Origin of the sequence: Bacteroides sp. CAG:189, from assembly GCF_000432295.1 — a bacterium.
In the GTDB taxonomy this organism is placed as follows: Bacteria; Bacteroidota; Bacteroidia; order Bacteroidales; family Bacteroidaceae; genus Bacteroides; species Bacteroides salyersiae.
In genome coordinates, this window is record NZ_HF991053.1 from 55,327 (window position 1) to 68,977 (window position 13,651).

Below are 13,651 nucleotides of genomic sequence, written 5' to 3' on the forward strand. Positions count from 1 at the left end.
GAACGGTTTCTCTTTATTGAAACTAACGGTTTCCACTGTATGGAACCAATCGTTTCATCCGTATGAAACGAATGGTTCCTCCGAAAGAAACTTTTCGTTTCAATAGGTGAAACTGTAGGTCACTTTACTTGTCATGGGTGTTAGGTGAATATATGTGAATGTGAAAAAGGCGTCCGAACAATCAATGATCGGGCGCCTTTTCTTTCATAATACCTTTAGACGGTGTTTTTATCCTACATTTTTTTCTTTAATCAGATATTCTGCAATCTGTACGGCATTCAGTGCGGCGCCTTTCTTTATTTGGTCGCCCACAATCCAGAAAGTCAGTCCGCAATCATTTGTCAAGTCTTTGCGGATGCGGCCTACGTATACAGGATCCTTACCGGCAAGGAACAGCGGCATCGGGTAATCTTTTTCGGCGGGATTGTCCTGAAGAACGAGACCGTCGCCTTTGGCAAAGGCTTCGCGGGCTTCTTCCACCGAGATAGGACGTTCGGTTTCCACCCAGATGCTTTCGGAGTGTGCTCTCAATGCCGGGACACGTACACAGGTAGCACTGACTTTGATGTCCGAGTGCATGATTTTACGGGTTTCATTGTACATTTTCATCTCTTCCTTGGTATATCCGTTTTCGGTGAATACATCAATTTGAGGAATCAGATTGAAAGCCAATTGATATGCAAACTTTTCTACCGTGACGGGTTCGTTTGCGAGTACCTGGCGGTATTGCTCGTAAAGTTCGTCCATTGCTGCTGCACCTGCCCCGCTGGCTGCCTGATAAGTAGATACATGCACGGTTTTTATATGTGAAAGTTGTTCGATGGCTTTCAATGCAACTACCATTTGGATAGTTGTACAGTTGGGGTTAGCGATGATACCGCGCGGGCGGTCCTTGGCATCGGCTGCATTCACTTCGGGCACCACCAAAGGTACGTCGTTGTCCATACGGAAAGCGCTGGAATTATCAATCATCACAGCACCATATTTGGTGATGGTTTCTGCAAATTCCTTAGATGTACCTGCACCAGCGGATGTGAAAGCAATATCTACCCCTTTAAAGTCATCGTTGTGTTGTAAGAGTTTGACCTCGATCTGTTTACCGCGGAAGGTATATTGGCTTCCGGCACTGCGTTTAGAGCCGAACAAAACTAACTCGTCCAACGGAAAATTTCTCTCATCGAGCACGCGCAGGAACTCTTGTCCTACGGCTCCGCTTACGCCAACAATAGCTACTTTCATCTTTTTCTTTTGTTTTAATTGAATATTGATTTTCTTTTCTATTCTTCCGAATAGTAAATAATTGGCTGCAAAATTATAACATTCTGGCATATAATTGATAACTTTTTTGTTATTTTGCAGAGAAAACGTAAAAACTTGGATATATGGAGTGGCTTGATTTTGATTTTAACCTACCTATAACAGATCCTACATGGATATTTCTCCTTGTACTTCTTATTATCTTGTTTGCTCCTATGGTGTTGGGACGGCTCCGCATTCCTCATATTATCGGTATGATTCTGGCTGGAGTGGTGATTGGAGAGCATGGGTTCAATATTTTGGCACGTGACAGTAGTTTTGAACTGTTTGGTAAAGTCGGACTCTACTATATCATGTTTCTTGCCGGGCTGGAAATGAACATGGGCGACTTCAAGAAAAACCGGGGGAAAGCTGTGGTGTTGGGATTATTGGCTTTTGTCATTCCTATGGCATTGGGGTTCATTACCAATATGACCGTATTGAAATATGGTTTTATCACGTCGGTTCTGCTGGCCAGTATGTACGCTTCTCATACGCTGGTTGCTTATCCCATCGTGATCCGGTATGGAGTGTCACGCCATCGCAGTGTCAGCATTGCAGTGGGAGGTACGGCGGTAACGGATACCCTGACCCTGCTGGTACTGGCTGTAATCGGCGGCCTGTTTAAGGGAGAGTCTTCGGAGATGTTCTGGCTGTGGCTGGTGGTGAAAGTCATTTTCTTAGGTTTCCTGATCATTTTCTTCTTTCCGCGTATTGGTCGTTGGTTCTTCCGTAAATATGACGACAACGTGATGCAGTTTATTTTCGTTCTTGCCATGGTATTTCTTGGAGCAGGATTGATGGAATTTGTCGGGATGGAAGGCATTTTGGGAGCGTTCCTTGCCGGATTGGTCTTGAACCGTCTCATACCGCATGTCTCACCGTTGATGAATCACCTTGAGTTTGTAGGGAATGCTTTGTTTATTCCTTATTTCTTGATCGGGGTGGGAATGTTGATCGATATTAAGATACTTTTCGGACACGGAGATGCGTTAAAGGTGGCTGTGGTGATGACTACGGTAGCTTTGGCCAGCAAGTGGATCGCTTCGTGGCTTACCCAAAAAATATACAAGATGAAAGCGATCGAACGTGAACTGATGTTCGGTCTAAGTAATGCCCAGGCGGCCGCAACTTTGGCAGCCGTATTGGTGGGGTATAATATTATTCTTCCCAGTGGAGAGCGATTGTTGAATGAAGATGTGCTGAACGGTACGATAGTCCTGATCTTGTTCACTTGTATCATCAGTTCGTTTGCAACGGAAAGAGCGGCGCGTAAATTGGCAATGAATGAAGCACAACTGGATGCGGAGGATAAGAAAAATATTCCGGAGAAGATTTTGATACCGGTGGCAAATCCGGAAACAATCGAAGAATTGATAAATCTGTCTCTGGTCATTCGTGATTCTAAACAAAGGAACAACCTGATGGCACTGAATGTTATCAATGATAACAGTAGTTCCGAGCAGTCGGAGTCGAGAGGGAAGAGGAATCTGGAACGCGCGGCCATGATAGCGGCGTCGGCAGATGTTTCTTTGACGCAGATTAGCAGGTATGATTTGAATATTGCTTCCGGTATTATTCATACTGCCAAGGAATATGAGGTGACAGATGTGATTATCGGATTGCACCGTAAGGTTAACATTGTAGATTCTTTTTTTGGAAATCTGGCAGACAGCTTATTGAAAGGTTTGCATCGGGAGGTAATGATAGCGAAATTCCTCATGCCGGTAAATACTTTGCGACGTATTATCATAGCTGTTCCCCCTAAAGCGGAGTATGAGGCCGGCTTTCAGAAATGGGTCGGTCACTTCTGCCGTATGGCAAGTATTTTAGGGTGCCGGGCACATTTTTTTGCGAACGAACAGACCTTGGGATATTTACAGCAGTTGGTAAAGAATAAATATGGGTTGACGATGACCGACTTTTCTCATTTGGATGATTGGGACGATTTGTTATTGCTCACAGGACAAGTGAACTACGATCATCTGCTGGTTATAATCAGCGCACGGCGTGGTTCAATCTCTTATGATACGGCTTTTGAGAAACTGCCGGCACAACTTGGAAAATATTTCTCCAATAATAGTCTTATTATTTTATACCCGGATCAGTTGGGTGAACCTCAGGAGGCACTCTCTTTTTCCAATCCGCGTGGAAGCAATGAGTCGCAGCATTATGAGAAAGTGGGTAAATGGTTCTATAAATGGTTAAAGAAGAGTTAATGATAAATTGGAAACAAAGAACGGAGCTTTTGTTGGGTGAAGATAAAATGGCTCGTTTACAATCTGCTCATGTACTTGTGGTCGGTTTGGGCGGAGTCGGCGCCTATGCTGCCGAAATGATTTGCCGTGCCGGTGTGGGACGGATGACCATTGTCGATGCAGATACGGTGCAAATTACCAATTTAAACCGGCAGTTGCCTGCGATGTATTCTACCTTGGGAATGTTTAAGGCTGATGTTTTGGAAGCGAGATTTAAGGATATCAATCCGGATCTGGAGTTGAAGGTATTACCTGTCTTTTTGAAGGATGAGAATATTCCGGATTTGCTGGACGCTGATGAATATGATTTTATTGTTGATGCAATAGATACTTTAAGTCCGAAATGTTATCTTATCTATCATGCTTTGCAAAGACGTATTAAAATAGTGTCGAGCATGGGAGCCGGTGCGAAGAGCGATATAACCCAAGTTCGTTTCGCCGATCTTTGGGATACATACCATTGCGGATTGAGTAAGGCCGTGCGCAAGCGTTTACAGAAGATGGGGGTAAAACGGAAAGTACCGGTAGTATTCAGTACGGAACAAGCCGATCCGAAAGCTGTATTATTGACTGATGATGAAATGAATAAGAAGTCTACTTGTGGTACAGTGAGCTATATGCCTGCTGTATTTGGCTGTTATTTAGCAGAATATGTTATAAAACGATTGTAGAATAATGTGCCAATGAATAATGTGCCAATGTGCCAATATGCCAATGTGCCAATTGGCTGCGCAATGGCAAACATGCCGCATGGTAATTGGCACATTGGCACATTATTCATTGGCACATTATTATTAATTACATTATTCTTATGATAAGATTAGAGGGAATCACAAAGAATTTCGGATCATTGCAAGTCTTGAAAGGTATTGATTTGGAAATAAATAAAGGGGAGGTTGTCAGCATTGTCGGGCCGAGTGGAGCTGGTAAAACTACCTTGTTGCAAATTATGGGTACGCTCGATGAACCGGATAACGGTAATGTCTATATAGATGGAACCAAAGTCAGTAAAATGAAAGAAAAAGAACTTTCTGCCTTTAGAAACAAGCACGTCGGTTTCGTTTTTCAATTTCATCAATTACTTCCGGAGTTTACTGCGTTGGAAAATGTAATGATTCCAGCTTTGATTGCCGGCACTTCATCCAAGGAAGCTACTGCTCGTGCATTGGAGATATTGAGCTTTATGGGACTTGCAGAGCGGGCTTCACATAAACCGAATGAACTCTCCGGTGGAGAAAAACAACGGGTGGCCGTGTCCCGTGCCCTTATCAATAATCCGGCAGTGATATTGGCGGATGAACCTTCCGGTAGTTTGGATACACATAATAAAGAGGAGTTGCACCAATTGTTTTTTAAACTTCGTGACCAGTTAGGGCAGACATTTGTTATTGTGACACACGATGAGAGTTTGGCTCGGATAACCGATCGGACAGTCCATATAATAGATGGAATAATTAATAACTGTTAATAAGTTGAACGAAATTCTGAAAAAAAGATACCAAACGGCTAATGTATAGTTCATTATTAACTAATTAGCCGTATCTTTATATCGCTTCTCTACAGAAGTCTGTGAAGATGGTACGTAGAGTGTTTGTTTTGTTTGTGTGTGATGCATTCTTATCTAGTGTGATAAGGATGCATCTTTTTTTATTCAAAACAGACATAAGGCGATATTCGTTCCAGATCTTTTTCGGAGAATTCTTCATAGAGCTTCAGCTGATCCAGATTTTGTATTTTTCCTTTCTTCCTGCGATACTCGACGATGGCTTTTGCCTGGTAAAAGTTGATATAAGGGTGGGCTTTCAGACGTTCTATCCCGGTTTTGTTGAGGTTCATCCGGAGAGTGCCTCCTTCCTCTACAGAGAACCAAGTGCATAGCTTGTCCACGGGCAAATGTATATCCTGTAACTGTTCTACTTTATAGAAGCCTCCCAACTGTTTTCTGTATCCTACGATCATACGGGCGATAGCACTGCCTATACCGGGTATCTTTTTAAATTCGATGGTATCGGATTGATTTAAATCGATTACGGTTCCTGTCGGGTATTTGTAATATTGCAGAGAATCCTGTGCTTTTTTGTGGGTTAATAACCGGATGGTATCCTTGACTCTATGTTTTTCTGCTGTGGATATAGAAATATAAGGTAAAAGAGTCTTATACTGTTTTTCTGTCAGTCCGTATATTTTGCGAAGATCTTCCGGCTTACGGAAATTCCCTCCTTTTGCCCGGTAACGGAGGATATTGCCGGCCATCCATGAAGGGAGTCCGAGACTTAGAAATGTACTGGAATCGGCAGTGTTGGGATCGAAAGAAGCCAATACGATTTTATGCTTTTGGGAAAAGTGATCAGCATTGTCACTTTTGGGGGAGTGCTCCCGTTTTTTTATGGATGTAATGAACGTTTCATATTCTTTTTCGGATTCCGGATTGTCTTTTATTTCGGTGTCCCTCGCCGGCATGAACCACGAGATGGTACAAACTAAAGTGATCAGTATGGTAAGTATTAAAATACCTTGCCGTTCGGTACGAGAAAAATAAAAGAAATCTTTCCACATGTTATTTAAGCAATCCCAGTTCGTTGATAAAGATACAGGAAATTGCTATAGGTGCAATATATTTCAATATAAAAATGATAAGTTTATAAACCGGTATTTTGAGCGAACCGTTATTGGTTATCTCGCTCCATACGATTTTCTTGTCGAGATACCATCCGGTGAATATGGAAACGCATAACCCGCCGAGAGGCAACATGATTTTGGCAGTGACAAAGTCGAATAAGTCGAACATACCCAATCCGAATACGGTGATGTTTTTAGTCACTCCGAGTGAGAGCGAGCAAAATATACCTAAGAAAATACATCCGCCTGTAACCAGTTGTGCTGCACGTTTTCTCGTGAATTTAAACTCTTCATGCAAATAAGCGGTAACTACCTCGTGCATGGAAATGGTCGATGTAAGTGCTGCTACGGCGAGCAATACATAAAACATCACTGAAAAGATATATGCTAATATCGGGATGCCGCTAAATGCCTGTTGGAACACATTGGGCAGAGTAATAAAGATGAGACTTGGCCCGGCATCAGGCTGTATGCCTACAGAAAAAGCTGCTGGGAAAATAATAAAGCCGGCCAGGATTGCCACCAGCGTATCGATGATTCCTACACTGAAAGCTGTTTTTGTCAGATTGGTCTCTTTGCTGAAATAGGAAGCATAAGTACAGAGACACCCCATGCCCAGACTAAGGGAGAAGAAAGCTTGCCCCATGGCGCTTAGGAATACATTCCCGTTTACTTTGCTGAAATCCGGTTTTAGCAGAAACTCGATCCCTTTGTTTGCACCCGGCAAAGAAACCGAACATACTACCAGAATAAGAATAATGATAAATAGTAGGGGCATCATTATTTTAGATGATTTTTCAATTCCTTTCTCGACGCCTTTCACTATGATGAAATGAGTTCCTAATAGAAATAGGGTCAACCACAGTATCGGTCGCCAAGGGCTACTTGAAAAAGCTTGGAAAGAAGAAATGAACTCATCGGGCGTTTTTCCTGCAAAACGATTGGTTACCGCTTCGATAATGTATTCAAGTGTCCAGCCGGCTACTACCGAATAGTAACTGAGAATAAGAAATCCCGCCAGTACACCCATCCGGCCCACCCAACGCCAATGAGTGCCCGGAGCTAACTTCTGATAAGCTCTTGCCGTATTGGCACGTGAATGCCGGCCGATAAGGAATTCGGATACCATGATAGGCATACCCAATAAAAGGATACATCCCAGATAAATAATGATAAAGGCGGCGCCGCCATGATTGCCGGTTTCATATGGAAATCTCCAGATGTTACCTAATCCTACGGCTGAGCCTGCAGAGGCAAGTATTACACCTAACTTACTACCAAAATTCGCCCTGTCATTTTTCGTCATAAAAGCTTTTTTATCTTACAATTCGATATGTTTTTTATCTAAAACATGCAAATATAGAAAATGTTCCTTATATTTGCCACTCATCTGTAATTTATTTAGATATGCTTTACTATATTAAGAAATATCCTGTTTCTATAATAATTATTCTGACGGTTATCTATTTATCGTTTTTTAAACCGCCTTCAACTGAACTGAGCAAGATACCGAACATTGATAAGATTGTTCATCTTTGTATGTATTTTGGAATGTCCGGTATGCTATGGCTCGAGTTTTTACGTACTCATAGAAAAGTACCGGCTCCGATGTGGCATGCATGGATAGGGGCGTTTTTCTGTCCGGTGCTGTTTAGCGGATGTGTAGAGCTATTGCAGGAGTATTGTACCACTTATCGTGGTGGAGATTGGCTGGATTTTGCTGCGAATGCTACAGGGGCGGTCTTGGCAAGTCTGGTGGCTTATTATGTAGTGCGCCCCCGTATACTGAAGCGGTAATCGATAAAGATTCAATAGTAGATTACAGATAATCTACTATTGAACTCAGTCTTATTCCATTGGAACCTTTTATCAGGATAGTATGGTCTTTGGGTGTGTTATTCTGTAGTGCTTGTATAAGTTCTTGGGTATTGGCATATGTTTGATAAGAATGGCGGGCTGCCGTAAACTGATTGCCGACCAATATTACTTTTTCAAATTCGCATTCTTTGATGAAATCTACTATTTTTTGATGTTCTGCTGCGCTTTCTGCACCTAACTCACGCATGTCTCCTAATATGAGCATTTTGTGTTTGACTTTCATCCGGTTGAAGTTCTCCAATGCGGCCATCATGCTTGTTGGATTTGCATTATAGGCATCGATAATCAGCGTATTATCGGCTGTCTTCTTAAGTTGCGAACGATTGTTTTGAGGGGTATAATTAGAAAGTGCTTCATTGATTTTATCCGCTTCTACTCCAAAGAATGTCCCGATGGTAATGGCGGCTAATGCATTGGGAAAGTTGTATTCTCCGATAAGCTGTGTTTGCACTTCATGTTTCTCACCGTCTTTTCCTGCTTTCCATTCAAAAGTGAGATAAGGAGAGTTTCCGGTCACACGGCCATTAATATAGAGGTTTTCTTCGCTTCCATAAAAAATCTTGTTAAGCCCGGAAGCTATATTCATGAGATAGGGATTATCGTGATGAATGAAGATAGTGGAATTTTCTTTTTTACGCAAGAAGTCATAAAGTTCTCCTTTCGTTTTTATAACCCCCTCAAATGAGCCGAATCCTTCCAGATGGGCTTTACCTACATTGGTAATGATACCGTAATCCGGTTCCGCAATATTAGATAAGAATTTAATTTCTCCCGGGTGGTTGGCACCCATTTCGATGACCGCCAGATCGTGTTCTGCCTTTAAGCGTAGCAAAGTGGTGGGAACCCCGATGTGGTTATTCAGGTTTCCCAAGGTATAAAGTACATGATAGGATTGTGACAATACTGCGGATATTAATTCTTTGGTGGTTGTTTTACCATTCGTTCCGGTAATTCCTATGATGCGTGTGCCCAATTGGCGACGGTGATAATTAGCAAGCTGTTGTAACGTTTCCAAACAGTTGTCCACCAGAATATAACGTTCGTCATCTTTTGGATTATGGCCTGTTTCGTCAATGACTGCATATGCACAGCCATCATTTAAGGCTTGTGCAGCGAAAGCATTGCCATTAAATGAGTCACCTTTGAGCGCAATGAATAAAGAACCTTTCGGACAGTTTCTACTGTCGGTGGTTACTGTACCACAGTTTAGAAATATTTGATAAAGGGTAGAAATTTCCATGTTTTTATAATTGAAAGACGCGGGCAAACTTACACAAATTCTGTGGAATAACCTCGTAAAAGGCGCAAATTAGCGCAGTAGAATTTGAATATTAAGAAGTTAGAGGCAAATTGCGGAAACTGGGCAAGATGCATGAAACCGCCTTAAAGCGGATTGCAGCGAAAGAATGGTTTTCAAATCATTACCCGATGGAAATGCGGATTTAACACTCTCCGTTCTGTTTGCGTCGTTCTGCGCAGGTTTACTTATCAAGGGGTAACTCGTTGATTTATAGTTTTGCAACCAAAAAGAAACGAGTATGGCAAGAAGCACATTCAAAGTGTTGTTCTATGTGAACGGCAGCAAGGAGAAGAACGGTATTGTCCCTATTATGGGATGAGTAACGATTAACGGGACGGTGGCGCAGTTCAGTTGCAAGCGGACTATCCGCAAAGAGCTATGGGACGCCAAAGGCAACAAGGCGAAAGGCAAGAGCGTGGAAGCGAGGGACACCAACCTTGCGCTCTACAACATCAAGGCTCAAATCATCAAGTACTACCAGCGCATATCCGACCGTGAGGCTTATGTCACGGCTGAAATGGTACGCAATGCCTATCAAGGCTTGGGTGGTGAGTATGAAACGCTACTCGGTGCTTTCGACAAGGAAAACGAGGTGTTCAAGAAACGTGTCGGGAAAGACAGGGTAAGGGCTACCTATATGGCAAGGGTACGGGCAAGAAACCATGTGGCGGCATTCATCAAGTCGCGCTATAAGCGGAACGATATGTCCATGCAGGAGCTGACCCCCGACTTCATCAAGGAGTTCGCTATCTTTCTTTCCAATGAAGCAGGATTACACAACGGTTCGATATGGGAAAACTGCATGTGGCTGAAAGGTGTGGTGATGCGGGCGCACTTCAACGGACACATACCGAGAAATCCGTTTGCCCAGTTCCACATAAGCCCTAACACAAAGGAACGTGAATACCTGACAGAAGATGAGTTGAAAACACTGATGGAATTTCAGTTCAAAGACCCCAAGAACTCCTACCTCCGTGATATTTTTGTTTTTGCCAGCTTTACTGCCTTGTCGTTCGTGGACATCAAGGAACTGAGCAACGACCAAATTGTGGAGGTAAACGGAGAGAAATGGATTATCTCCAAGCGACACAAGACGGGTGTGCCGTTCCAAGTAAAGCTGTTGAACATTCCCTTGCAGATAATCGAACGCTACAAGCCTTTCCAAGAAAACAACCTTATATTTCCTAACCTCAATTATTGGTCTGTCTGTAAACGGATGGGCAAGATGATAAAGGAATGTGGCATAACGAAGAAAATCAGTTTCCATTGCGCAAGACACGGGTTTGCAACTCTGGCTCTCTGCAAGGGTATGCCGATTGAAAGCGTGAGCCGCATTTTGGGGCATACGAACATAGAAACCACCCAAATCTATGCGAAGATAACCGTTCAGAAACTTGACAACGACCTTACAATGCTGGGCGACAAACTGAGCAAGTCTTTCGGAAACGTAAAAATGGCAGGACTATGAAGCGTGAAACGATTATAATGGATGAATACGGTAAAGTAACCGTACCGTCCGATACCGCCAACCTATGGATGAGCGAAGCGGAACTGTTGGAGTTGTTCGGGGTAATCGCCCCGACACTCCGTACCACTGTCAAAGCCGTATATAAAAGCGGAGTGTTGCAATCTTGCGAGGTGGAAAGATGTATTAAGCAGCCCAACGGTTACGGCGTGGACGTGTACGCTCTGCCAATGGTCGTGGCACTCGCTTTCCGTATCGGCACGCCTAATGCCGAAAGAGTACGCAATGCCCTGCTGGAGAGGTTGTGCTTACGAAAAGAAAAGCAACTCCTATGGACATTCATACGTGGTAGTGCTTATGAATGTTAGTGCGTATTGATGTATAGACTAACTGATGCACTTACGTCAGCCCGAAAACGGGAAAACCTTTTTCGGGCTGGCTATAGAATACCTTTGTATTCCATCTTATACATATCCAAGCCGTCCGCCCAATAATCTTTTTTAACCTCAAGCAGAACAAACCCCTGTTTTTCGTAAAACTTATAAACCAATTGCGATGTGCGTACTATTATTTTCTTTATGCTACTGATATTTCTAAGTTTTTCTATCCTATGGTTGAGCAATTTTGTCCCCAACGATTTTCCTTGATAAGCAGGATGAACAATATCCCAACTTATTTTTCCTGTCGTCATGTTATCCGCAAAATTTATTCCTCCACAACCTACAATCATTCCAGCAAATAGCAGGACATAGTAAAGCTCTACTTCTTCATCTAAATACCTGCCTAAATCTGCTTCTTCTTTCACGGCGAAATACTTCGGAATGTTTAATCTTATCAAATTCATTACGTCATTCCTGTCAGTCGGACAATATTCCCGAATTATAATATGGCTATCCATGTATGACTTTTTTGGGTTTATATGGAAGCAAAGGTATTTATTTTTCTCGGCAACAAAAACATAAGAACCTACATAATCTGCATTTTCTTATCCCTCCGTTTCGATTGCTTCGTTCTGCATAGATTTGCGTATCAGTGTTTTAATCTTTATGCCGTAGCTTTGCCCCGATGTTAAACCTGTTGCCGAGATTGTTTGTCGGCGGCATAAAACCCAGCAAAGCCTATGGCAGAAAAAGAAGAATTCATCCGTGTGGGGACTACCCTCTACAAGATTGTGAACCAGCCCCGAATGGACGGCGGTTGTGTGAAGAAACGTATTGCATGGAATGCCGAAACCTTGCGGCAGGACTACGGCAAGGACTACATGGCGACCGTGCCGAAGTATGACGGTTTCTGCACCGTACCTGCCCATGTGGACTATAAGCCCGTAATCGGCAAGTTCCTTAACCTGTACGAGCCGATAAGCCATGTTCCCGTGCAGGGTGATTTCCCCTGCATCCGTTCATTGGTGGAACATATCTTCGGCGAGCAATACGAGTTGGGAATGGACTACTTGCAGTTGCTCTACCTTTACCCTGTTCAGAAGTTACCCATCCTGCTTCTCGTGTCGGAAGAACGCAACACGGGCAAAAGCACGTTCCTGAACTTCCTGAAATCCATCTTCCAAAACAATGTGACATTCAACACCAACGAGGACTTCCGAAGCCAGTTCAATTCCGACTGGGCTGGCAAGCTGCTCATCATGGTGGACGAGGTGCTGCTCAACCGCCGTGAGGACAGCGAGCGGTTGAAGAACCTGAGCACCACGCTTTCCTACAAGGTGGAAGCCAAAGGCAAAGACCGTGACGAGATAGGCTTCTTCGCCAAGTTCGTGCTGTGCTCCAACAACGAACACCTGCCCGTTATCATCGATGCAGGCGAGACACGCTATTGGGTGCGGAAGATTGTGCCGTTACAGAATGACGATACCGACTTCCTGCATAAGTTGAAAGCCGAAATCCCCGCTTTCCTGCACTTCCTTGCACATCGGACGCTTTCCACCGAAAAGGAAAGCCGCATGTGGTTCAATCCGAAGTTGCTGCACACGGAAGCCTTGCGGAAGATAATCCGCAGCAACCGCAACCGTTTGGAGATAGAAATGGCGGAACTGTTGCTTGACATCATGGCAAGCATGGGTGTCGGGTCTGTCTCGTTCTGTCTGAATGATATTGTCCCGTTGCTCGTCTGCTCGCAAGTCAAGGCGGAGAAACCGCAAGTTCGGAAAGTGGTACAGGAAATATGGAAGCTGACACCTGCATCCAACTCGCTTTCCTATACTACCTACCAGTACGACTACAACCGTGAATGTCATTACTCGCCCGTCAGGAAGATTGGACGCTACTACACGGTAAGCAAAGCACAGTTGGAAACTCTATGATATTTTGATGAAATGATGAAAGTATATATAAACAACAAGAAAAACAGCAACTTACACCTTCATCAACCTTTCAACAAAAGGATATGGCTGATGAAAAGAGAAAGGACGCACCGCATCTTGCATCATTTCTCTTTTGGCGAGCGGTTTGATGAAACGATGATGAATGCCTATTGCGTTGGTAATAAATATATTGCATACACCAATCATCAATTCATCGGATTTTTATCCACTAATAAGCCTGCCGGAAAAGTAGCGGAGGTGAAAATCACTATCCGCAGGCCGGACGGTCGGATGTCCGACCTGCAAGGAAAAGCACATTGCATCGGAGCAAAGAAAGAGACCGCCGATAACCTACCGACACTTCCGCAGGCTTTTAAGGAACAGAAAAGCCATAGCTTATTAGGGCATTTTCTTCACGCAGTGCCATGCACCGCTAAAAATGCCCCAATAAGCCAACGGGGTTGCACCCCTCTGGACACCCCCGCTTGCCATGCGGCATGAGCGTAGCAGGCAGACAATGA

General features: G+C 43.6%; 12 protein-coding genes and 1 pseudogene. 8 read left to right on the top strand and 5 right to left on the bottom strand.

The features are described from left to right. Nucleotides 1-228 precede the first annotated feature (228 nt). Nucleotides 229-1,239, bottom strand: a complete 1,011-nt coding sequence (locus QVP90_RS07195; RefSeq protein WP_025819137.1) for an aspartate-semialdehyde dehydrogenase — start codon at nucleotides 1,237-1,239, stop codon at nucleotides 229-231. Nucleotides 1,240-1,382: 143 nt separating this feature from the next. Between QVP90_RS07195 and QVP90_RS07200 the strand changes: the two genes are divergently transcribed. From QVP90_RS07200 to QVP90_RS07210, 3 genes are all read left to right on the top strand, one after another. After that, complete coding sequence (locus QVP90_RS07200) at nucleotides 1,383-3,515, top strand: cation:proton antiporter domain-containing protein (protein WP_007479049.1); 2,133 nt, start codon at nucleotides 1,383-1,385, stop codon at nucleotides 3,513-3,515. Next, a complete protein-coding gene (locus QVP90_RS07205; RefSeq protein WP_007479048.1) occupies nucleotides 3,497-4,225 on the top strand; it encodes a tRNA threonylcarbamoyladenosine dehydratase in 729 nt (242 codons plus the stop codon). The genes QVP90_RS07200 and QVP90_RS07205 overlap by 19 nt, the downstream gene beginning before the upstream one ends. A 140-nt stretch (nucleotides 4,226-4,365) precedes the next feature. Further along, entirely contained in the window at nucleotides 4,366-5,022 is a 657-nt protein-coding gene (locus QVP90_RS07210; protein ID WP_005926899.1) for an ABC transporter ATP-binding protein, read from the top strand. Between the two features lie 179 nt (nucleotides 5,023-5,201). Here QVP90_RS07210 and QVP90_RS07215 read toward each other — a convergent pair whose 3' ends face one another. Beyond that, nucleotides 5,202-6,110, bottom strand: coding sequence for a ComEA family DNA-binding protein (locus QVP90_RS07215; RefSeq protein WP_005926896.1), 909 nt, complete (start codon nucleotides 6,108-6,110; stop codon nucleotides 5,202-5,204). A gap of 1 nt (nucleotide 6,111) precedes the next feature. Next, the gene (locus QVP90_RS07220) at nucleotides 6,112-7,479 is read right to left on the bottom strand and encodes a sodium-dependent transporter (protein WP_007479047.1); all 1,368 of its coding nucleotides are present in this window, start codon (nucleotides 7,477-7,479) and stop codon (nucleotides 6,112-6,114) included. Nucleotides 7,480-7,580: 101 nt separating this feature from the next. On the opposite strand from QVP90_RS07220, the gene QVP90_RS07225 reads away from it, so the two are divergent. Beyond that, nucleotides 7,581-7,970 (top strand): VanZ family protein, encoded by a 390-nt coding sequence (locus QVP90_RS07225; RefSeq protein ID WP_005926892.1) that lies wholly within the window; start codon nucleotides 7,581-7,583, stop codon nucleotides 7,968-7,970. Between the two features lie 22 nt (nucleotides 7,971-7,992). Here QVP90_RS07225 and QVP90_RS07230 read toward each other — a convergent pair whose 3' ends face one another. Further along, nucleotides 7,993-9,291, bottom strand: a complete 1,299-nt coding sequence (locus tag QVP90_RS07230; protein WP_021936053.1) for a UDP-N-acetylmuramoyl-tripeptide--D-alanyl-D-alanine ligase — start codon at nucleotides 9,289-9,291, stop codon at nucleotides 7,993-7,995. A gap of 298 nt (nucleotides 9,292-9,589) precedes the next feature. Here QVP90_RS07230 and QVP90_RS07235 point away from each other — a divergent pair. Both QVP90_RS07235 and QVP90_RS07240 read left to right on the top strand, forming a co-directional pair. Next, nucleotides 9,590-10,819 (top strand): annotated as a pseudogene (locus tag QVP90_RS07235) (tyrosine-type recombinase/integrase). Further along, nucleotides 10,816-11,184: a hypothetical protein gene (locus QVP90_RS07240; protein ID WP_007479045.1), complete on the top strand. Its 369-nt coding sequence runs from the start codon at nucleotides 10,816-10,818 to the stop codon at nucleotides 11,182-11,184. The pseudogene QVP90_RS07235 and the gene QVP90_RS07240 overlap by 4 nt, the downstream one beginning before the upstream one ends. A 71-nt stretch (nucleotides 11,185-11,255) precedes the next feature. On the opposite strand, the gene QVP90_RS07245 is transcribed toward QVP90_RS07240, so the two are convergent. Beyond that, on the bottom strand, nucleotides 11,256-11,714 hold the full coding sequence (locus QVP90_RS07245) for a GNAT family N-acetyltransferase (protein ID WP_007479044.1): 459 nt from the start codon (nucleotides 11,712-11,714) through the stop codon (nucleotides 11,256-11,258). A 222-nt stretch (nucleotides 11,715-11,936) separates the two neighbouring features. On the opposite strand from QVP90_RS07245, the gene QVP90_RS07250 reads away from it, so the two are divergent. Next, complete coding sequence (locus tag QVP90_RS07250; protein WP_007479043.1) at nucleotides 11,937-13,130, top strand: primase-helicase family protein; 1,194 nt, start codon at nucleotides 11,937-11,939, stop codon at nucleotides 13,128-13,130. A 90-nt stretch (nucleotides 13,131-13,220) separates the two neighbouring features. Further along, nucleotides 13,221-13,631, top strand: coding sequence for a hypothetical protein (locus QVP90_RS07255; protein WP_007479042.1), 411 nt, complete (start codon nucleotides 13,221-13,223; stop codon nucleotides 13,629-13,631). Nucleotides 13,632-13,651 lie beyond the last annotated feature (20 nt).